General features: G+C 68.5%; 15 protein-coding genes. 7 read left to right on the top strand and 8 right to left on the bottom strand.

Going from position 1 to position 20,877, the window contains the following annotated elements:
• Window positions 1–174 precede the first annotated feature (174 nt).
• The 4 genes from AMIS_RS25205 to AMIS_RS25190 form a co-directional block, all read right to left on the bottom strand.
• The gene (locus AMIS_RS25205; RefSeq protein ID WP_041830048.1) at window positions 175–1,083 is read right to left on the bottom strand and encodes a carbohydrate ABC transporter permease; all 909 of its coding nucleotides are present in this window, start codon (window positions 1,081–1,083) and stop codon (window positions 175–177) included.
• Window positions 1,083–2,018 carry a carbohydrate ABC transporter permease gene (locus AMIS_RS25200; RefSeq protein WP_051042563.1) on the bottom strand — a complete coding sequence of 312 codons (936 nt, stop codon included), beginning with the start codon at window positions 2,016–2,018 and terminating at the stop codon, window positions 1,083–1,085. The genes AMIS_RS25205 and AMIS_RS25200 overlap by 1 nt, the downstream gene beginning before the upstream one ends.
• A gap of 199 nt (window positions 2,019–2,217) precedes the next feature.
• Window positions 2,218–3,585, bottom strand: coding sequence for an ABC transporter substrate-binding protein (locus AMIS_RS25195; RefSeq protein WP_014445234.1), 1,368 nt, complete (start codon window positions 3,583–3,585; stop codon window positions 2,218–2,220).
• Window positions 3,586–4,069: 484 nt separating this feature from the next.
• Window positions 4,070–5,449, bottom strand: coding sequence for a UDP-glucose dehydrogenase family protein (locus tag AMIS_RS25190; RefSeq protein ID WP_014445233.1), 1,380 nt, complete (start codon window positions 5,447–5,449; stop codon window positions 4,070–4,072).
• Window positions 5,450–6,073: 624 nt separating this feature from the next.
• Here AMIS_RS25190 and AMIS_RS41880 point away from each other — a divergent pair.
• From AMIS_RS41880 to AMIS_RS25170, 4 genes are all read left to right on the top strand, one after another.
• Entirely contained in the window at window positions 6,074–6,358 is a 285-nt protein-coding gene (locus AMIS_RS41880) for a hypothetical protein (protein WP_157435049.1), read from the top strand.
• Window positions 6,359–6,493: 135 nt separating this feature from the next.
• A complete protein-coding gene (locus tag AMIS_RS25180) occupies window positions 6,494–9,382 on the top strand; it encodes a glycoside hydrolase family 48 protein (RefSeq protein ID WP_014445230.1) in 2,889 nt (962 codons plus the stop codon).
• Window positions 9,383–9,535: 153 nt separating this feature from the next.
• Entirely contained in the window at window positions 9,536–10,675 is a 1,140-nt protein-coding gene (locus tag AMIS_RS25175; protein ID WP_041831267.1) for a lytic polysaccharide monooxygenase auxiliary activity family 9 protein, read from the top strand.
• Between the two features lie 309 nt (window positions 10,676–10,984).
• The gene (locus AMIS_RS25170) at window positions 10,985–12,169 is read left to right on the top strand and encodes an SGNH/GDSL hydrolase family protein (RefSeq protein WP_231859081.1); all 1,185 of its coding nucleotides are present in this window, start codon (window positions 10,985–10,987) and stop codon (window positions 12,167–12,169) included.
• Between the two features lie 100 nt (window positions 12,170–12,269).
• Here the strand turns inward: AMIS_RS25170 and AMIS_RS25165 are convergent, their stop codons facing one another.
• The 3 genes from AMIS_RS25165 to AMIS_RS25155 all read right to left on the bottom strand — a co-directional run bounded on the left by AMIS_RS25165 (window position 12,270) and on the right by AMIS_RS25155 (window position 16,026).
• On the bottom strand, window positions 12,270–12,890 hold the full coding sequence (locus tag AMIS_RS25165; RefSeq protein WP_014445227.1) for an L-threonylcarbamoyladenylate synthase: 621 nt from the start codon (window positions 12,888–12,890) through the stop codon (window positions 12,270–12,272).
• Window positions 12,891–12,991: 101 nt separating this feature from the next.
• Window positions 12,992–14,263, bottom strand: a complete 1,272-nt coding sequence (locus AMIS_RS40810; protein ID WP_172666624.1) for an HNH endonuclease signature motif containing protein — start codon at window positions 14,261–14,263, stop codon at window positions 12,992–12,994.
• Window positions 14,264–14,406: 143 nt separating this feature from the next.
• Window positions 14,407–16,026, bottom strand: a complete 1,620-nt coding sequence (locus AMIS_RS25155) for an alpha-amylase family glycosyl hydrolase (RefSeq protein WP_014445225.1) — start codon at window positions 16,024–16,026, stop codon at window positions 14,407–14,409.
• 230 nt (window positions 16,027–16,256) lie between these two features.
• Between AMIS_RS25155 and AMIS_RS25150 the strand changes: the two genes are divergently transcribed.
• Window positions 16,257–17,684 (top strand): NAD-dependent succinate-semialdehyde dehydrogenase, encoded by a 1,428-nt coding sequence (locus tag AMIS_RS25150; RefSeq protein ID WP_014445224.1) that lies wholly within the window; start codon window positions 16,257–16,259, stop codon window positions 17,682–17,684.
• Window positions 17,685–17,724: 40 nt separating this feature from the next.
• On the opposite strand, the gene AMIS_RS25145 is transcribed toward AMIS_RS25150, so the two are convergent.
• Window positions 17,725–18,456, bottom strand: a complete 732-nt coding sequence (locus AMIS_RS25145) for a GNAT family N-acetyltransferase (protein WP_014445223.1) — start codon at window positions 18,454–18,456, stop codon at window positions 17,725–17,727.
• Here AMIS_RS25145 and AMIS_RS25140 point away from each other — a divergent pair.
• Complete coding sequence (locus tag AMIS_RS25140) at window positions 18,455–19,876, top strand: extracellular solute-binding protein (RefSeq protein ID WP_051042128.1); 1,422 nt, start codon at window positions 18,455–18,457, stop codon at window positions 19,874–19,876. The two genes, AMIS_RS25145 and AMIS_RS25140, sit on opposite strands and share 2 nt — an antisense overlap.
• Window positions 19,869–20,831 carry a carbohydrate ABC transporter permease gene (locus AMIS_RS25135; protein ID WP_014445221.1) on the top strand — a complete coding sequence of 321 codons (963 nt, stop codon included), beginning with the start codon at window positions 19,869–19,871 and terminating at the stop codon, window positions 20,829–20,831. The genes AMIS_RS25140 and AMIS_RS25135 overlap by 8 nt, the downstream gene beginning before the upstream one ends.
• Window positions 20,832–20,877: the final 46 nt, after the last annotated feature.

Here is a 20,877-nt window from a genome sequence, read left to right as displayed (position 1 = left end):
GCACCGATAGCGAAAGACGCGCAACGGCCGGGACGTCAGGCCCGGGTCGCGGGGCAGTCCGGGGACGGGCTGGTGCTTGTGGGGAGTTTCGGGCCGTACCGGAAAAGGGTGAAGGCCGCGCCCTTGATGCTGGCGCGGCCCTCACGGGTCTGGTGCGGGGGCGTGAGCTTGAGGCTAGCCCTTGACGCTGCCGGCGAGGAGGCCTCGCACGAAGTAGCGCTGGAGCAGCAGGAACACCGTCACCGGGACGATGATCGAGACGAAGGCGCCGGCGGAGAGCAGGTGCCAGGCCGTGCCTCGGGTGCCGCTCAGGTTCGACAGCTGGACGGTGATCGGGGAGATCTCCGGCGCGCCGGCGAACGTGAGTGAGATCAGCAGGTCGTTCCAGACCCAGAGGAACTGGAAGATGCCGAACGCGGCGAGGGCCGGGGTGAGCAGCGGCAGCAGCACCCGGAAGAAGATCGCCACGTGGCCTGCGCCGTCCATCCGCGCCGCCTCGATCAGGCTGGACGGCACCTCCTTGATGAAGTTGTGCAGGATGTAGATCGCCAGCGGCAGCGCGAACGCCGAGTGGGACAGCCAGAGCGTCCAGAAGGTGTTCGCGATACCCAGGTCGACGTAGAGCGTCAGCAGCGGGATCAGGGTGACCTGCAGCGGCACGATCTGCAGGGCGAAGATCGCGATGAACAGGACGTTCTTGCCGGGGAACTTCATCCACGCGAACGCGTACGCCGCGAGCGACGCCAGGCAGAGCGGGATGATCACCGAGGGCAGCGTGATGACGATCGTGTTCAGGAAGAAGTCGGCCAGGTTGATGCCGTCCGGGTCGAAGACGGCCTGGTAGTTCTCGAACGTGACCTTGGGGTCGGAGAAGAACGTCCACCAGCCGGACGTCTTGATCGCCCGCTCCGGGCGGAACGAGGAGACCAGCAGGCCGAACGTCGGCAGCGTCCAGAGCACCGCGATGACGAGGGCGACGAGCGAGGCCCACGGCGAGGTGAGCTTCTTCTTCGCCTTCTCCGACGCGGAGACCTTCTCCGGGGTGATCGGTGGCGTGGTGGTAACAGGTGTCGCGGTGCTCATCACGCCTCCGAACGGCGAAGCTGGCGGATGTTGTAGACGACGATCGGGATCACGAGGACGAACAGCACGACCGCGAGCGCGGCGCCGAGACCCTGGTTGGCGCTGCGGAAGCTCTGGCTGTAGAACTCGTTGGCGATCACGCTCGTGTCGAAGCGGCCACCGGTCATCGTCTGCACGATGTCGAAGACCTTCAGCGTGGCGATCGCGATGGTGGTCAGCACGACGACCACCGCCGGGCGGATCGCGGGCAGCGTCACGAAACGGAACATGCCCCACGGGGTGACGCCGTCGAGGCGGGCCGCCTCCACGATGTCGTCCGGGATCGCCTTGATGGCCGCCGAGAGGACGGTCATCGCGAAGCCGGCCTGGACCCAGATCATCACGATGATCAGCAGGAAGGTGTTCAGCGGCGAGTCGATCAGCAGCTGAACCGGCTTGCCGCCGAGCCAGACGATGACCTGGTTGATCAGGCCGATCTGCTTCACGTTGCCCTGGTCGGGGCGGTACTCGTACATGAACTTCCAGATCACCGAGGCCGCGACGAACGAGATCGACATGGGCAGGAAGATCAGCGCCTTGGCGAACGACTCGATCCGTGCCTTGTCGACCAGGATGGCGTAGAGCAGGCCCACGCCGGTCGCGACGAACGGCGTCAGGAGCACCCAGAACGCCGTGTTCCGGAGCACGACGAGCTGCTCCGAGTCGGTGAAGATGGTCTTGTAGTTGTCGATCCCGATGAACGCATCACCTGCGGCGTTGAAGAACGACTCGTAGATGGTGCGAAGACCGGGGTAGAGGAGACCCACGCTGAGCATCAGCACGACGGGGGCCAGGTACAGGTACGCGACGACGCGGTCGCGTTTGCCGGTGAAACGACCGGCGATGAACAGGATCACCCCGACGACGGCGGCGAACAAAAGGATCGCCGCGAACATCTGAATCAGCTTGTCGGCGGTGGTGGAGGCGGTGTTGAACACGCTGCCCGTTCCTCCTTGGGCGGATTTACCAAGACTCTAAAGGAAAGTGGTGCCTGTGCTGCCCGCTAATGAGCCCGGGTGGAGACTGAGACCGGGTTGGAGACTGGTAGGGCCGGTCGGGCGTTTGCCCGACCGGCCCCGGTGTCGCCTCAGCTCATTACTGCGGCCAAGCCTTCTCGATGTTGTCCACCGTCGTCTTGGTGTCCTGGCCGGTGATCCAGTTGGTCGCCTGCTTCCAGAACGCGTTCGAGCCGACCGCGGCGGGCATCATGTCCGAGCCGTCGAAGCGGAAGGTCGCGTTCGGGTCGAGCAGAATGGTCGCCGACAGCTGGTCGATCGGGTTCTTCAGGTTCTCCACCTTCAGGCCCTTGTTGGCGCTGACCCAGCCGGAGGAGACCTTCGCCTTGGTGTTCGCCCACACGTCGCTCGACAGGTACGTCTGGAAGGCCTTGACCTCCGGACGGTCCGCGAACGCCAGGACGAACTCGCCGCCGCCGAGAACCGGCTTGGCGGTGGCGTCCTGGCCCGGGAGGTAGAACGCGTAGATGTCGCCGTCCTCAGCGATCTTCGTGTCCGCCGGGAAGTTGGCGGCGTAGAAGCTGGCCTGGCGGTGCAGCGAGCACTGGCCGTCCAGGATCGGGAGACCCGCGTCCTGGAAGGTGGTGCTGGCGATGCTCTTGACGTCGCCGAGACCGCCGTTGACGTACTTGTCGTTCTTCAGGTAGTTGCCGACCGCGTCGAACGCCGTGGCGATCTTCGGGTCGTTGAAGGGGATCTCGTGCTTGACCCACTGGTCGTAGGCCTCGGGGCCCGCGGTGCGGAGCACGAAGTCCTCGACCCAGTCGGTGACCGGCCAGCCGGTGGCCTCACCGGAGCTGATGCCGGCACACCACGGCTTGCCGCCGTCCGTGACGATCTTGTCGGTCAGGGTCTGCAGCTCCGCCAGCGTGGTGGGGACGGTGTAGCCCTTGTCCTTGAACTCCTGCGGCGAGTACCACACGAGCGACTTCACGTTGGCGCCCAGCGGCGCGGCGTAGAACTTGCCGTCGACCGTGCCGTACGCCTTCCAGTCCTCGCCGAACCACTTGTCGACGTTGGCGGACGTCTCGGCCGGAGCCTCGACCGCCTTGCCGGTCGCGACGAGCTGCTGGAGCAGACCCGGCTGCGGCACGAACGCGAGGTCCGGCGGGTTGCCGGCCTTGGCGCGAACCAGGACCTGGGTCTCGAACGCCTTGTCGCCCTCATACTTGATGGTGGCGCCGGTGCACTGCTCGAAGGGCTTGTAGGACTCCTTGTGCGGGGTGTCCTCCGGGGTCACGATGCCGGTGTAGATCGTGACCTGCTTGCCCTTGATGTCGCCGAACTTGGTGTAAGGCGAGCAGTCGATCGCTGCTGCCGAACTGTCGGTGGTACCGCTCTCGGAATCGTCGCTGTCGCCGCAGGCAGCCAGGCTGAAAGCCAGGCCGACGCTGAGGGCACCGGCGAGCGCGACCCGGGATCGCGAACTCCCACGTTGACCGAACATACCGCTCCCTATGTCATATAGAGCGCCTCCGGCGTCGACCACCCTGATCCTGGTGACGACACCGCCGTCCGAAGCGCTTCTTGACCAACAGTCAAGAGGTAACCAGCAAGTTGCGCAATGATTTCGTCGTGATCGAGTCGGTAACGATATCGCTGCGACGCCCTGGCACCTTAACCGGTTAAGGAGATTGGCGAAAGAGCCTATCGGACCGTGGTTCTTTGATACGCCTTTATCCAGATTTTTCCCCCGCATGCTGGACTTCGGGGGAACGTGCTGTAGCCGCAAAAGGGAACCGCCGCAGTGGCTATGGGCCGCTGCGGCGGTTCGGGGTGCGTGGGCGGATTTGCACCGGCTTGCCGGTGATTCCGTGCCGGCTTGCGGGCGGATTGTGTGATGCTGCCGGGAGCTCGCCCGCTGGCTCAGCTCGACGGCTCGGCTCGCTGGCTCGGCTCGCTGGCTCGGCTCGCTGGCTCGGCTCGCTGGCTCAGCCTGCTACCGCGATGTACTTGTACCCGATGCGCCGCATCCGTTCCGCGTCGAGCACGTGGCGGCCGTCCAGGATGATCGGCGTGCGCATCAACCCGATGAACTTCGACCAGTCCAGTTCGAGGTACTGGCCCCACTCGGTGACCAGCACGACCGCGTCGCAGTCGGCGAACACCTCGTCGATGGTCTGGCTCAGGTAGGGCGCCAGCTCCGGCTGCTCGATGCGGAACCGCTCGGTCGCCACCGGGTCGTGCAGCTTCACCCGGGCACCCCGGGCGATCAGCGAGTTCGCGATGTCCAGCGCCGGCGCGTCCCGCAGGTCGTCGGTGTTCGGCTTGAACGCCAGGCCCAGCAGGCCGATCTTGCGGCCCTTGAGGATGCGCAGCTCGTCCTGCAGGCGCTCCACCGCGATGGCGCGCTGCCGCTGGTTGACGTCGCGCGCCGCCTTCACGATCGGCATCTCGAGGTTGTACTCGGCGGCGGTCGCGATCAGGGCCTTGGTGTCCTTGCCGAAGCAGGAGCCGCCCCAGCCGACGCCGGGCTGCAGGAAGCGCGAGCCGATCCGCTGGTCCAGGCCCATGCCGCGGGCGACCTCGGTGATGTCGGCACCGACCTTCGCGGCGAGCTGGCCGATCTCGTTCGCGTAGCTGATCTTGAGAGCCAGGAACGCGTTGGCCGCGTACTTGATCAGCTCCGCGGAGGCCAGGTCGGTGGAGACCAGCGGGACCGCGTTGGCGTCCTCGGGACGCGGCAGGAACGTGGGCGGCGTGAACGTCTGGTTGATGATCGGGCGGTAGAGGCGGTTGAGCACCTCGAGGCTGCGCGGGTTGTCCGAGCCGATCACGATGCGGTCGGGGTAGAGGGTGTCGGCGATCGCGTTGCCCTCACGCAGGAACTCCGGGTTCGAGGCGACCGCGAACTCGGTGTCGTTGCGGCCGGTGCCCTCGGACCCGTTCTCCCGCTGCTGGAACGAGTCCCGCAGGATCGCGTCGACCCAGTTGCCGCTGCCGATCGGGACCGTCGACTTGTTCACCACGACGGTGAAATCGTGGTCGAGGGCCTGCGCCACGCTCTCCGCCGCGCTGCGCAGGTACCGCAGGTCCGGGCTGCCGTCGGCGGCCGAGGGCGTCTGCACGGCGACGAAGACCACGTCGGCGCCGGGGACGGCGTCAGCGTAGGAGGTGGTGAACGTCAGGTTCGGCGCGGCCTCGGCGAGCAGGTCCTCCATGCCGGGCTCGTAGATCGGACAGCGGCCCGCGGCCAGCATGTCGACCTTCGCCTGGTCGAGGTCGACACAGGTCACCTCGTGCCCCAGGAACGCGAGACTGACACCGGTGGTCAGGCCGACATAGCCGGTTCCGACAACGCAAACCTTCATGCAATCTCCTCCGCCGCCTTCTCCGCGGTTCTCCGCCGGCTCGCCGGGCGCCCGTCTCGGCCACCTGTGTGGGGCGTCCGTTCTAGTTGCCCGTCTTGCTTAGTTGCCCGTCTTGCTCGCCCGGTTGGCCGGTCCGCGGTTACGCGGCGTGTCGGCCTCGTGGCGTGCCTTTCATTTCCGTCCGGCGGGCCGGCCGGCGTCCTGGCTGGCGCCGCCCTGCGTGTTCCGCCGAATGATACACAGGCAGTTGATCCGTGATTTGTCCATGGATGAGCCGTTCATCCCGCTGAACGTCCCGGGTGGACAGGTCGAATTCCCCGATCTCGTACCGGCGAACCGGTTGGTGACGTAGAAGAGGGCGCCATTGTCGCGGCGGCGGGGCCTGTTGTCGCTGGTAAATGGCTCATGGTGGCGGCATGGTCGCGTGCGGTCGCTGTCCGTAGCGGGGCTGAGGGGTCGGGCGATGCGCCGGCGGGGAGCCGGCGGCTTTCTCGCGCCGTCGCACCCGGCGCGCCATTTTGCGCCATGTCAACGCGAGGTTTCCGGCTCTTGACACGACGGTGACATGGTTCCACGCTGCTGGGAGCGCTCCCACATGAATGCTCATCGATGGAAGGGTGTTGCATGCGAAGGTCCCCCGGCGGTGCGCCCCTCGCCGCCCTCGCGCTCGTGGCTGCGCCCGGCGCCGGCTACAACGGCGCGCTCACGTCCGGGGCTTCCGCGACGTTCGGATTCCTCGGCGGCACGACCAGCACGACCAGCACGACCAGCACCACCGGCACCACCAGCACCACCGGCACCACCAGCACCACCGGCACCACCAGCACCATCGGCACCACCGGCACCGGCGGCACCATCGGCACCACCAACCCCGTCCCATCCCCGATCAACTGCTCCACCACCCCGTAGCCCGGGTCACCGTGACGTCCGGGCCTGCGCGCCGGACGCCACCCCGTACCCGGGGCAGAAAGGATCCCCGTGAGGTCTAGATCCCCAAGCGCCCGAATCACGCCTCCAAGCACCAGCTCGAATCTCAGGCGAAGAGTGGCCCTCGCCGGCGTCGCCGTTCTCGGCGCCGGCGCGGCCCTGGTGGCCGGCACCCCGGCGTACGCCGCGGCCGGCTGCACCGTCGTCTACAAGGTGCAGAGCCAATGGCCGGGCGGCTTCACCGGCGACATCCAGATCAAGAACACCGGCGACCCGCTGAGCAGCTGGAAGCTGGAGTTCGACTTCCCCGACGCGGGACAGAAGGCGGTGCAGGGCTGGAGCGGCGTCTACAGCCAGAGCGGCCAGCACGTGACGGTCAACAACGCGTCCTGGAACGGCAGCCTGGGCACCAACGCCACGATCAGCTCCGGGTTCAACGGCACGTTCACCGGCTCCGCGAACCCGGTGCCGACCGCGTTCACCCTCAACGGCACCGCCTGCAACCAGACCGCGAACGTGCCGACCGTGCAGATCACCGGCCCGGCCGCGAACACCAGGTACACCGCCCCGGCGTCGATCCCGATCGCGGCGACCGCCACCGCGGCGAGCGGGCAGACCATCAGCCGGGTCGAGTTCTACCACGACGGACTGCTGCTGGGTTCGGACACGACCGCCCCGTACGCGTACACCTGGAGCGGTGTCCCCGCGCAGTCGGCGGCGTACCACGTGCAGGCCGTCGCGTTCGACGGCGCGGGCGTCAAGAGCAGCACCGCCGACGTGCCGGTCTTCGTCGACGCGGCGACCACCCCGTCGATCGTCGCCGACGCCACCTCCCTGTCGATCTCGCCCGGGAGCAGCGGCTCCTTCAAGCTCGCGCTGAGCGCCGCGCCCACGGCGAACGTCAGCGTGGCGGTCGCGCGCAGCGCCGGGACCACCGCCATTACCGCGACGCCGGCGACGCTCACGTTCACCCCGTCGAACTGGAACACCGGCCAGGCCGTCACGGTCGCGGCCGCCACGTCGGCGACAGCCGGGTCCACCGCCACGATCGCGGCGACGTCCAGCGGCTACACCGCGGCGCAGCTCGGCGTCACGGTCGTCGAGGAGGGCTCCGTCGACGCCCGGTTCACGCAGCTCTACAACGACCTGAAGAACCCCGCCAACGGGTACTTCAGCCCGGAGGGCGTGCCGTACCACTCGATCGAGACGCTGATCAACGAAGCGCCCGACCACGGCCACGAGACCACCAGTGAGGCGTTCAGCTACTGGCTGTGGCTGGAGGCCGAGCACGGTCAGGTCAGCGGCGACTGGGCGCCGTTCAACAACGCCTGGGCGACGATGGAGAAGTACATCATCCCGTCGCACGCGGACCAGCCGACCAACGCGAACTACAACGCGCAGAAGCCGGCCACGTACGCGGCCGAGTACCCGCTGCCGTCGCAGTACCCGTCCCAGCTCGACAGCGGCGTCTCCGTCGGCCAGGACCCCCTGGCAGCCGAGCTGAAGGCGGCGTACGGCACCGACGACATCTACGGCATGCACTGGCTGCTCGACGTCGACAACACGTACGGCTTCGGGCACTGCGGCGACGGCACCAGCCGCGTCGTCTACATCAACACCTTCCAGCGGGGACCGCAGGAGTCGACGTTCGAGACGGTGCCGCAGCCGTCCTGCGACACGTTCGCGCACGGCGGCCCGAACGGCTACCTCGACCTGTTCACCAAGGACGCGTCGTACGCCAAGCAGTGGAAGTACACCAACGCGCCGGACGCGGACGCCCGCGCCGTGCAGGTGGCGTACTGGGCGTACACCTGGGCCACCCAGCAGGGCAAGGCGTCGCAGATCTCGGACGCCGTGGCCAAGGCCGCCAAGATGGGTGACTACCTGCGGTACTCGTTCTACGACAAGTACTTCAAGAACCCGGGCTGCGCCTCCACGTCCTGCACCGCGGGCACCGGCAAGAGCAGCTCGAACAACCTGATGTCCTGGTACTACGCCTGGGGCGGCGCGTACGACACGAACGCCGGCTGGGCGTGGCGGATCGGCTCCAGCACCAGCCACTTCGGGTACCAGAACCCGATGGCGGCCTACATCCTGTCCAACGTCGGGGCGTTCGCGCCGAAGTCGCCGACGGCGAAGGCGGACTGGCAGGCCAGCCTCGACCGCCAGCTCGAGTTCTACCAGTGGCTGCAGTCCGCCGAGGGCGCCATCGCCGGCGGCGCGACGAACAGCTGGAACGGCAACTACTCGGCACGTCCGGCCGGCACGCCGACCTTCTACGGTCTCGCGTACGTCGAAGCGCCGGTCTACGCCGACCCGCCGTCCAACCGCTGGTTCGGCATGCAGACCTGGTCCCTGGAGCGGCTCGCCGAGCTCTACTACGTGACCGGGAACGCCAAGGCGAAGGCGGTGCTCGACAAGTGGGTGCCGTGGGCGCTCGCGAACAGCACCATCGAGGCGGACAGCTTCAGCATCCCGTCCGAGATGGCCTGGACCGGCGCGCCGAACACCTGGAACGCGTCGAGCCCGCAGGCGAACACCAACCTGCACGTCGAGGTCACCGCGCACGGTCAGGACCTCGGTGTGGCCGGCTCGTTCGCGAAGCTGCTCACCTACTACGCCGCGAAGTCCGGCAACACGCAGGCGAAGACGGCCGCCAAGGGGCTGCTCGACGCGATCTGGGCGTACAAGGACGACAAGGGCGTCTCGGTGACCGAGACCCGCGCCGACTACAACCGGATGGACGACACCTACAACGCCTCCACCGGCCAGGGCGTCTACATCCCGCCGGGCTGGTCGGGTGAGATGCCGAACGGTGACGTGATCAAGCCGGGTGTCTCGTTCCTCGACATTCGCTCGTTCTACCGCAGCGACCCGGACTTCCCGAAGGTTCAGGCGTACCTGAACGGCGGCCCCGCGCCGACCTTCAACTACCACCGATTCTGGGCCCAGGTCGACGTGGCAACCGGCTACGCCGACTACGCCCGGCTGTTCCCGGAGGGCTGATCGATGACGCAAACACCGATCAAGCAGGGGCCGATCCAGCACGGGTCGATCCAGCGCGGGCCGATCAAGCACGGGTCGATCCAGCACGGGTCGATCCAGCACGGGCCGATCCAGCACGGGTCGACCAAGCAGGGGTCGATGCGGCAGGGATGGATGCGGTCGCTGAGACTGCTCGCCGTGGTGATCGTTGCCGCCGCGGCCGGGGTTCTGGCGGTTCAGGGCCCGGCCCAGGCGCACGGCGCCATCCAGGTCCCGGGCAGCCGTACCTGGTTCTGCTACCAGGACGGCCGCAACCCGCAGACCGGCGCGATCGAACCCAAGAACGCCGCCTGCGCCGCCGCGGTCGCGCAGAGCGGGGTGACCTCGCTCTACAACTGGTTCGCCGTGCTCCGCTCGGACGGCGCCGGCCGGGTCAGCGGGTTCCTGCCGGACGGCCAGCTGTGCAGTGGCGGAACCGGCGGTCCGTACAACTTCACCGGTTTCAACCTGGCCCGGACCGACTGGCCGCTGACCCACCTGACCGCCGGAGCGAACGTCCAGTTCAAGTACAACAACTGGGCCAAGCACCCGGGAACCTTCTACCTCTACATCACCAAGGACGGGTACGACCCGACCAAACCGCTCGCCTGGAGCGACCTGGAGCCGACCCCGTTCGACCAGGTCACCAACCCGCCCGCGAACGGCGGGCCGGGCACCGACGACGGCCACTACTACTGGAACGGCAACCTGCCCGCGGGCAAAACCGGCCGGCACCTGATCTACTCGGTGTGGTCGCGCTCGGACAGCCAGGAGACGTTCTACGGCTGCTCGGACGTGGTCTTCGACGGTGGCAACGGTGAGGTGACCGGCATCGGGAACGGCGGAACAGCCTCGCCGTCCCCGAGCACCCCGCCGTCGCCCAGCACCCCGCCCTCGCCCAGCACCCCGCCCTCGCCCAGCAACTCGCCCAGCACCCCGCCCTCGCCCAGCAATTCGAACTCGCCGAACCCCACCGGGGGTTGCACCGCGATGTACTCGGTGGTGTCGGCCTGGTCGGGCGGATTCCAGGGTGAGGTGATGGTTCACGCCGGGGACACCGCGGTGAACGGCTGGACCGTCTCGTGGACGTTCCCGGGCAGCCAGACGCTGGCACAGGCGTGGAGCGGGCGTGCCACGTCGAGCGGGTCGCTGGCGACCGTGAAGAACGAGACGTGGAACGCCGCGGTCCCGGCTGGCGGACATGTCACGTTCGGGTTCCTCGCCTCAGGGACGGCCGCCGCGCAGGTGCAGAATCTGACCTGCACGACCGGCTAGCAACCCTGCCTGCTAGCAACCCTGCCTGCTAGCAACCCTGCCTGCTAGCAACCCTGCCTGCCTGGAGACTCAGCGGGCATGAGGACCCGGCCACCCGGCGGTGTGATTGCTTTCGCACCGCCGGGTGGCTTTCTCGGGAAAGACGGCTTGACGCCGCCGACGTCGATTATTTAGCGTACCGGGATAAAGCGGAAAAACTTTCTCCTCAACACGGCCCGGGCGACCTCCCGCCGCGCACTCCTGCTCGGTGGCGCCGGCGTGGCCGTGCTCGCGGCTACCCCAGGCACGGCAGGACAGCGCAACCCCACGGTGCGGGAACCGATCCGGGCCGGCACCTGGGCCGCCCCGGTCACCGCCCAGCCCGCCGAACAGGTCCAGACCCTCGCCGACCAGACGGTACGACAGGTCGTTCACGCCAGTATCGGCGGCGACCAGCCGCAGGTCCGGTTCAGCAACGAGTTCGGCGCCCAGCCGGTACGCATCGGCGCCGCGAGCCTCGGACTACGGTCCGGCACCGGCGCCAGCACCGACCTCGTCCCCGGCACCGGCCAGCCGCTCACCTTCGCCGGTCGCCCCGACGCGGTCATCCCGGCCGGCGGCACGCTGATCAGCGACTCCGCCGATCTCGTCGTCCCGCCCGGCGGCGACCTGGTGATCAGCCTGTACCTGCCGGATCGCACCCAGGTCGGCACGGTCACCCCGCTGGCGTACCAGATGAACATGGTCGCACCCGGCAACCTCACTGCAGCGGACCGGATCAGCAGCGGGGGAGACGGGGGCCGCCCGGCGATCGAGACGATCCCCACGTACCTGTTCCTGTCCGGCGTCAGCGTTCGCGCGCGCCGCTCCACATCCTCGATCGTCGCGTTCGGCGACTCGATCACGAGAGGTGCGAAAACCGCGCAGAACGCCAACCACCGCTGGCCCGACCTCCTGGCCGCCCGGCTGCGTGACGGTGACATCGACCGTGGTGTGCTCAACACCGGCATCAGCAGGAACCGCCTGCTCAGCGGCCCGATCGGACGGACCGGGCGTGCCGGTTCCAGAGCCTGGGCCGGAGAGTCCGGGCTGCGCCGGTTCGAACGCGACGTCCTGGCTCAGCCCGCGGTCAGTCACGCGATAGTCCTGCTCGGCGTGAACGACCTCGGCCTCGTCACGCCGCCCACCATCGACGAGCTGATCGTCGGGCACCGCGAGCTGATCAAACGGGGCCGGGCCGCGGGCGTGGAGATGATCGGCGGGACGTTGCTGCCGTTCGGCGGGTACCGGGGCCGGCTCGACAGCCCGGAGACCCGCGCCAAGCGGGATGCGTTCAACGCGTGGGTCCGCAGGTCGGGCGAGTACGACGCGGTCGTCGACTTCGACGCGGCCGTGCGCGACCCGGCAGCGCCGGATCGGATGCTTGCCGCCTACGACAGCGGTGACCATCTGCATCCGAGTGACGAGGGCATGGCGGCGATGGCCGCGGCGGTCCCGCTGAATCTGTTCGCATAGGCGGCGCGGCCGGTCGGTGTAATCCGATGCGATGTGATGCGGTGCGGTGTGATGCGGTGCGGTGTGGGCCGGCGCGGTGTGGGCCGGTGCGAACGGGGCCCTACTCGAACAGCGACGGGTCGCCCGCCCCCACCCGCAGGATCTCCGGAACCCCGTCGGAGAGGTCGATCACCGTGGTCGGCTCGGTGCCGCATTCGCCGGAGTCGACGACCGCATCGACGCTGTGATCGAGCGCTTCCTTGATCTCCCAGCCGTGGATCATCGGCTCCGCCTCGCCGGGCAGCAGCAGAGTGCTGGAGACGAGAGGCTCACCCAGTTCGGCGAGGATGGCCTGGGCGGTGACGTGACTGGTGATCCGTACCCCGACGGTCTTCTTCTTGGGGTGCAACAGCCGGCGCGGAACCTCCTTGGTGGCGGGCAGGATGAACGTGTACGGCCCCGGCGTGGACGCCTTCACCGCCCGGAACAGCGAGTTGTTGATCTGCACGAACTGGCCCAGCTGCGCGAAGTCGTGACACATCAGGGTGAAGTGATGGCGGTCGTCGAGGTGCCGGATGGCGCGGATCCGGTCCAGGCCGTCCTTGTTGCCCATCCGGCAGCCGAGCGCGAAGCACGAGTCGGTCGGGTAGGCGATCAACCCGTCCTGGCGGAGCAGATCGACGATCTGATGGATGCTGCGCTGCTGCGGATTGTCCGGGTGCACGTCGAAGTACTTGGCCACTCCGGTAAGCCTAGTCCGCGCAGCTCCGTGACCTGATCAGCGGGCAACTGATCAGCGGGAACCTGATGAACCGGCAACCTGATGAACCGGCAACCGGCAACTCACGTCCGCCGGTGATATTGGTTCTGCCGTGGCACTCGCTGCGGATCCAACGACGGCGGCGGCAGGAACTCCGGCCGGCCATCGGGTCCCGGCCTGATCTGCCAGCCCGATTCACCGTGAATGACCTGATGATGGAACCCGCAGAGCAGCGCCAGCTCCCGTAGATCGGTGTTGCCGCCCTCGGACCAGGGGTTCATGTGGTGTGCTTCGCACCAGCGCCCCGGCCTGTCGCAACCGGGGAAGGTGCATCCTCGGTCCCGCACCATCAGCGCGCGCCGCTGCACACCGCTGACCAGCCGGCGGGTACGCCCGGCGTCCAGCACCTGGCTCTCGCCTCCGAAGATCAGCGGCAGGATCCGGGAGTCGCAGGCCAGCCGGCGAACCGTCTCGGCCGACACCGGTTCGCCGTCCTCGAGCACGCCGGGGCCGAGCTCACCGCGCAGCACGTCATAGGAGGCGGTGACCGCGAGCTGTGGGCGGGCGCCGCTCTGCTCGGGCAGGCTGCCGCCGCTCAGCGCGACGCGGCACACGTCCACCAGGGCGTCCGCCCGTCGCTGCCCGGGCGTCCGGGTCTCGCCTGTCTCCGCCAGTTCGGTCCGGGTGGCGGCGGGCCGGCACAGCGGATCCAGCGCGGCGGTGATCACGGCGGCGCTCTCGCTGTCGAGAAGCCCGCGCACCCGCACGCGCCCGTCACCGTCCGAGGTCATCGTGAGGAACCGTTGCTCCCGAGCCTGCTGTTCCGCCCGCCGGAGCCTTGCCTCCTCCCGGCCCTCGGCGACTTCGGGAGAGACGTGTTCGAGAATCCGGCGGGCCGCCATCCGCAGCTGCCGCGGGTCGAGGTGTTGTGCCCAGTCGAGCAGAACCGTCCGTGCCCGGGCCAGCGTCGGCGCATCCAGATCCTTCGGCAGCTGAGCCAGCTCGGTGGTGATGACGGCGAGTTGCTCGGCGTTGACGGCGCCTGCGGTCACCGCGGCGTCCAGGTCCTGGTGGGCGTCGAGCATCCGTGCCTGCGCCAGCCACATGCCGGCGGTCGAGGACGAGATCCGCAGTCGCTCCCGCAACCACATGTTCGCCGTGGCGGCCTGCTGACCGGCCGGAATGCCTCGCCCCTCGACCTCGCGCACCGCGTGCAGCAGGGCGGCCTGCACCATCTGCTGAGCGCGGAAGACCTCGTCGAGGAAGATCAGGAGCTCCGTCTCGGACAGCCCGAACATCGGCGTCCGGGCGCATTCGCCCGCCGCCGTCGTCAACTGCCCCACTGCCTGTCGCACCCGCAAATCTTCGAACATGCGTACGACAAAACCCCGCGCCTCCATGCCCACGGTCCGCCATCTGCACACCGTGACACTTGACCCGAGCCGGACAGCTGAAAAACTACTGCCGGTAGCAGCTCGGCCCTCGCCCGTTCGTCCCGTCAGCTGCCGTGGCCGACAGATTCCGATCCGGTACGAACCCAAGCCGCCGCGTCAGCCGGCAGACGACCGTCCCCCGTGAGCGGATCGCTGCTGATCAGCACCTCGCCGTCCGGCAGCTCAACCGGGCCGGCACCCATGGCGACCACCAGCGCAAAGCCCAGACTGGCGCGGGTCACATGAGTGGGGAGTCCAGGAGTGTCCAGCCCAGGAGTGTCCAGCCCATGAGTGTCCAGCCCATGAGTGTCCAGCCCATGAGAGTCCAGCCCACGAGCAGCGATCAACCGCCCATCGCCGTCCACCGACCACTCCACCGCATCGTCGGCCGAGAGCAGCCCCTCCGCATGCAACCGCCGCCGCAGCGCGATCGCCTCCCGGCACAACTCCAGCGACGGCGACTCCAGGTATCGCTCCCAGCCCTCCGGCGCCGGCAGCCACGGCGCCGCGGATCCGGGCGGCGAGAAGCCGTCGGCCCACGGCAGCGGCACTCGGCATCCGTCACGGGTCATGCCGGACCGCTTCCACGCCGGGTCCTGCCGATCCTTCTCGGGCACCGTCACCTCCGGCAGCCCGTACTCCTGACCCTGGAACAGGTACGCGGCGCCGGGCAGCTCCAGAATCGTGAGCAGGGCGGCTCGTGCGCGCGCCGGATTGCCGTACCGGGTGGGGGTCCGCACCACGTCGTGGTTCTCGGTGACCCAGGTGACCGGCGGATGGCGGAGCAGTTGCTCGCCGGTCTCCCGCCAGGCGTGCGCGTCCCAGGGCGCGATCACGAACCCGAACGCGAACGCCTGGTGCAGCCGTTCCGGTCCGGTGTAGCGCGCGGCCCGCTCGGGTTCCAGGTTGACCTCGCCGATCAGCACCCGCGGCGGATCGTACGAATCGGCGATCTCCCGCCACCGCCGGTAGACCAGCGGGGTCTCGGGCTGATCGCAGGCGAGCGGATTGGACCGGAGCCTCCCCGGCGTCGGCGTGACACCCGGCGGGAGTGTCACGGACGTGAGCGGTGGCAGGCCGGGCGCCTTGAACAGCCCGTGGGCCACGTCCACCCGCAGCCCGTCGACGCCCCGGTCGAACCAGAACCGGAGCACGTCGTCGAAGAACGGCGCGGTCCTCGGGTCGCGCCAGTTCCAGTCCGGCTGCTCCGGCGCGTACAGGTGGAGGTACCACGTCCCGTCGCCGACCGGTTCCCACGCGGGACCGCCGAACACGCTGGGCCAGTCGTTCGGCGTCCGGGTGAAGTGGAACCGCTGCCGCGCCGACTCGTCGCCGGTCAGCGCCGCCCGGAAGATCGGGTGTTCCGCCGAGCAGTGATTCGGGACGATGTCGATGATCACGCGCAGGCCCAGGTCATGCGCGCGGCCGAGCATGGTGTCGAACGCGGGGAGATCACCGAAGAGCGGATCGACCCCGGTGTAGTCGCTGACGTCGTACCCATGATCTTTCTGGGGTGAGGTCTGGAACGGGGTGAGCCAGATGGCGTCCGCGCCGAGCTCGGCGATGTGTCCGAGGCGGGCCGTGAGGCCCGCGAGGTCGCCGACGCCGTCCCCGGAGGCGTCCGCGAACGATCGCAGGTAGACCTGATAGACGACACCGTCTCTCCACCACACCCCCGCCGGCATGGGTCCAAGTGTGCGGGGAGGCAGGGTTGTGGGCGAAGCAGGGCTGTCGGCTAAGCAGGGCTGTCGGCTAAGCAGGGCTGTCGGCTAAGCAGGGTTGTAGGAAGCAGGGTTGTAGGAAGCAGGGTTGCAGGGGAAGCATGGCGAGCCGCAGCGATCGAGAGCAAGCTAGGCGAGTCAGCGGGGCACAGGCACTTGCGGCACAGGTAATGGCATTGAGTTAAGGAGCCGTTGTGGAAACCGAACTGTTCATCGGCGGCAAGTGGGTGCCGGCCTCCTCGTCGAGCCGTTTCGACGTGCTCGACCCGGCGACCGGCGACACCATCGCCTCGGTTGCGGACGGCAGCGAGGCGGACGCGATCGCCGCGGTGGATGCGGCGGCTGCGGCGGGGCCGGCCTGGGCGGCGACACCCCCGAGGGTACGGGCGGAGGTGTTGCGCAAAGCGTTCACGCTCATGACCGAGCGGGCGGACGAGCTCGCGAAGCTGATCAGCCTGGAGAACGGCAAGGCGCTCGTGGACGCGAAGGGCGAGGTCACCTACGCGGCCGAGTTCTTCCGGTGGTACTCGGAGGAGGCGGTCCGCGCCGAGGGCGCCCTGGCGACCGCGCCGTCCGGCGCCAACCGGATCCTGGTGACGCGCCAGCCGGTCGGGGTGTGCGTGCTGGTGACGCCGTGGAACTTCCCGGCCGCCATGGCCACCCGCAAGATCGGCCCCGCGCTGGCGGCCGGCTGCACGATGATCCTCAAGCCGGCCAGCGACACCCCGCTGACCGCCCTGGCCATGGCCGCGATCCTCGCCGAGGCGGGCGTGCCGGACGGCGTGGTCAACGTGCTGCCGTCGCGCAGCTCCGGCAAGGTGGTCTCGCAGATGCTGCGCGACTCACGGGTGCGCAAGCTGTCGTTCACGGGCTCCACCGAGGTCGGCCGGATCCTGCTGGCGCAGGCCGCCGAGAACGTCGTGAACACGTCGATGGAGCTGGGCGGCAACGCGCCGTTCCTGGTCTTCGCGGACGCCGACCTGGACGCCGCGATCGAGGGCGCGATGATCGCGAAGATGCGCAACGGTGGTGAGGCGTGCACCGCGGCGAACCGCTTCTTCGTCGAGTCGTCGATCGCCGACGAGTTCTCCCGCCGGCTCGCCCAGCGCATGTCCGCGCTGGTCGTCGGCCCGGGCACCGATGAGAAGACGCAGGTGGGCCCGCTGGTCAACGAGGACACGGTGGCGAAGGTGGACGGTCTGGTCCGTTCCGCCCTGGACGCCGGCGCGGAGGCGGTCACCGGTGGCAGCCGTCCCGAGGGTCCCGGCTTCTACTACCCGCCGACCGTGCTGACCGGTGTCGCCCCCGACTCGGCGATCCTCCGCGAGGAGATCTTCGGCCCGGTCGCGCCGATCGTGACGTTCACCAGCGAGGACGAGGCGGTCCGGCTCGCCAACGACACCGAGTACGGCCTGGTGGCGTACGTCTACACCGGTGACCTGGCCCGCGGCCTGCGGGTGAGCGAGGCGATCGAGGCCGGCATGGTGGGCCTCAACCGGGGCTTGGTGAGCGACCCGGCCGCGCCGTTCGGCGGCGTGAAGCAAAGCGGCATCGGCCGGGAGGGCGGTCACGAGGGGCTGCTGGAGTACCTGGAGTCCAAGTACATCGCTGTCAGTTGGTAAGAGCCGTCAGTTGGTAGGAGCCGTCAGTTGGTAAGAGCTGTCAGTTGGTGAGGGTTTTACCCATTCGAACCAACGGCACGGGTACGCCCCCACGGCCGTCCTCGAGTGTCTCGATGACTTCGAAACCCGCCGCCGCGTAGAGCGGCTGCCCGGAGAGCGTCCCCATCAGTTCCAGCCTGGTGAACCCCTCCGCGGCAGCCGCCCTCTCGCACTCGGCGAGGATCATCCGGCCGATGCCGCGTCGCGCGTACCCGGGGTGGGTGTACATGGCTCTGACCTTCGCCGGCTCCCGCCGCGGATCCAGCAGCGCCGCGTCCCGCCCCGGCGTATGGTCCCCGCCGTAGAGCGTCGCCCGCCGGCTCCACCCACCACACCCGCAGACCGTCCCGGATCTGTCCCCGGCAACCTCCACCAGGAAATACGTCCCGTCGTCGACAAGCTGCGTGTCGAGACCCATGATCTCGTGGCTGGCCGCGATCTGCGCCTCGTCGAGAAACCCGCGCTGCAGCTCCCCGATCGCCCGTGCCATCACGTCCCGCAGAGCGGGCAGGTCCTCCCGCGTAGCGACCCTGATCCTGAGCGTCATGCCCCCATTGTGATGACTCTCCACCTCCCGGAAGCCCTCCCGGAAGCCCTCCCGGAAGTCCTCCCGGAAGTCCTCCTGGAAGTCCCGCCGGATTCTCTGATGACCTCTCCGGTCGCGGAACTCCAGCCACGGGCTTACCGTCAGGACAGGTTCTCCGTCATCGATGCGTAACGGGGAGGACATCATGACGACGAAGTCAGCTCGTGCCGGATCTAAGAGCAGGTCCCGCTGGAGCACAGCCGGAGCGGCCCTTCTGCTGCTCGCCACCACAGCCCTCTCCGGCTGCGGCGACGACGGAGGTGACGACGGCGGCGGCACCTTGACGGTCTGGAGCCTGGAGAACCTCACCGACCGGGTGCAGGCCACCCAGAAGATCGCCGACGAGTTCACCAAGTCCACCGGCATCCCGGTGAAGATCGTCGCGACCGACGAGAACCAGTTCAGCAGCCTGATCACCTCAGCGGCCGCGGCGGGAACGCTGCCCGACGTGGTCGGCGCGCTCCCGCTGGCCGCCGTGGCGCAGATGGCCTCCAACCAGCTGCTCGACACGGACGCCACGAAGGCCGTCGTCGACCAGCTCGGCACCGGCACGTTCTCCGCCCCGGCGCTGCAGCTGACCAGCCAGGACGGCGTCCAGTGGTCAGTCCCGTCGGACGGCTGGGCGCAACTGCTCTTCTACCGCAAGGACCTGTTCCAGAAGGCGGGTCTGGCCGTGCCGGACACCTACGCCGCGATCCGCGCCGCTGCCGAGAAGCTGAACTCCCCGCAGGTCGCCGGCGCCGTGCTCGCCACCGTCGGGAACGACGCGTTCACCCAGCAGACGTTCGAGAACCTGGCTCTCGGCAACAACTGCCAGATGGTCGACGACGCGAAGTCGGTGCTGCTGGACTCGCCGCAGTGCGTGGAGACGTTCCAGCTCTACTCGGACCTGGTGAAGAACTGGTCGGTGCCGGGCGCGCAGGACGTCGACACCACCCGCGCCACGTACTTCGCGGGCAAGGCGTCCATGGTCGTCTGGTCGTCGTTCCTGCTGGACGAGCTGGCCGGGTTGCGCAACGACGCCCTGCCGACCTGCGCCGAGTGCAAGGGTGACCCGGCCTGGCTGGCGAAGAACACCGGCGTGGTCACCGCGGTCGCCGGCCCGCAGGGCAAACCCGCCCAGTTCGGCGAGATCACCAGCTGGACGATCACGGCGGACGGCGCCAACACCGACAACGCGAAGCGGTTCGTGGCGTACATGATGAACGAGGGCTACACGGACTGGCTGGGTATCGCCCCGGAAGGCAAAATCCCGGTGCGCAAGGGTACGGCCGACGACGCCACGAAATTCACCACTGCCTGGAACACCCTGCCGGCCGGGGTGGACACCAAGAAGCCGCTCGCGGAGCTCTACCCCGAGGACGTGCTGACGGCCCTGCAGAAGAGTCCGGACACGTTCCAGCGCTGGGGCTTCCCGCAGAACCAGGGCGCCCTGGTCGGCGCGAGTCTCGGCGAGCTCCCGGTGCCCAAGGCGATCAACAGCCTGACCACCGGCGAACTCGACGCGCAGGAGGCCGCCCAGCGCGCAGCCGAGGACGTCAAGACGATCCAGAAGTCCCTTGAGTAAGCGGCCGCTGACCCTGCGCCAGCGCGAAAGCAGAGCCGGCCTGGCGTACCTGTCACCGACTTTGATCGTGGTCCTGGTCGTGGTCGTCCTGCCGATCCTCTGGACGATCATGCTCGCCTTCCAGCGGATCCGGCTGATCAATCTGCGCCGCGCCGGTGTCTTCGGCGAGTACACGCTGTCGAACATCGAGCTGGTGCTCACCTCGCCCGGCTTCTGGTCGTCGCTCTGGACCACCGTGGTGTACACGGTCGGCTCCACCGTCGGATCCATCGCTATCGGCCTGGTCGCGGCGCTGGCTCTCCGGGGCCGCTTCCGCGGCCGGACCCTGGTCCGGGCTTCGGTCCTTCTTCCGTACGTGGCGCCGGTGGTGTCCGTGACTTTCGTCTGGACGATCCTGCTCAGCCCGCAATTCGGTCTCGCCAACAACTGGGGTGCGCGCTTCCTCGGCTGGGACCGGCCGATCGCCTTCCTGAGCCAGCGCGAGTACGCCTTCGACCTGAGCTTCTTCGGCCTGTTCAGCTGGCACCTGGAGATCCCGCTCGCGCTGCTCACGGTGATCGCGTTCGAGTCGTGGCGGTACTTCCCGTTCGCGTTCCTCTTCCTGCTGGCCCGCCTTCAGGCCGTACCGCAGGACCTGGAGGAGGCGGCCCGGGTCGACGGCGCCGCGCCCACTCAGATCTTCCGGCACATCCTGCTGCCGCAGCTCTCCGCGGTGATCGCGCTGCTCTGCGTGCTGCGGTTCATCATGACGTTCAACAAGTTCGACGACGTCTACCTGCTGACCGGCGGCGGGGCCGGCACCGAGGTGGTCAGCGTCCGGGTCTACGAGTTCCTCACCGCGCGCTTCGACGTCGGGGCCGCGGCCGCGCAGGCGCTGGTCCTGGCCACCGGTCTGATCGTCCTGCTCGCGATCTACCTGCGTTTCCTGGCTCCTCGCGTAGAGGGGGAGGAGTAGGTCCCATGAAAGACAGAGCCTCCCTGAAAGACAGAGCCTCCCTGAA

It is taken from the genome of Actinoplanes missouriensis 431 (assembly GCF_000284295.1).
GTDB lineage: Bacteria > Actinomycetota > Actinomycetes > Mycobacteriales > Micromonosporaceae > Actinoplanes > Actinoplanes missouriensis.
This window is presented reverse-complemented; position numbering and strand designations above follow the sequence as displayed.

Bases quoted from the DNA above. Each gene is read 5' to 3' on its own strand.
- AMIS_RS25205 (WP_041830048.1), bottom strand. From the start codon at position 1,083: ATGAGCACCGCGACACCTGTTACCACCACGCCACCGATCACCCCGGAG.
- AMIS_RS25200 (WP_051042563.1), bottom strand. From the start codon at position 2,018: ATGTTCGCGGCGATCCTTTTGTTCGCCGCCGTCGTCGGGGTGATCCTG.
- AMIS_RS25195 (WP_014445234.1), bottom strand. From the start codon at position 3,585: ATGTTCGGTCAACGTGGGAGTTCGCGATCCCGGGTCGCGCTCGCCGGT.
- AMIS_RS25190 (WP_014445233.1), bottom strand. From the start codon at position 5,449: ATGAAGGTTTGCGTTGTCGGAACCGGCTATGTCGGCCTGACCACCGGT.
- AMIS_RS41880 (WP_157435049.1), top strand. From the start codon at position 6,074: ATGCGAAGGTCCCCCGGCGGTGCGCCCCTCGCCGCCCTCGCGCTCGTG.
- AMIS_RS25175 (WP_041831267.1), top strand. From the start codon at position 9,536: ATGCGGTCGCTGAGACTGCTCGCCGTGGTGATCGTTGCCGCCGCGGCC.
- AMIS_RS25155 (WP_014445225.1), bottom strand. From the start codon at position 16,026: ATGCCGGCGGGGGTGTGGTGGAGAGACGGTGTCGTCTATCAGGTCTAC.
- AMIS_RS25140 (WP_051042128.1), top strand. From the start codon at position 18,455: ATGACGACGAAGTCAGCTCGTGCCGGATCTAAGAGCAGGTCCCGCTGG.
- AMIS_RS25145 (WP_014445223.1), bottom strand. From the start codon at position 18,456: ATGATGTCCTCCCCGTTACGCATCGATGACGGAGAACCTGTCCTGACG.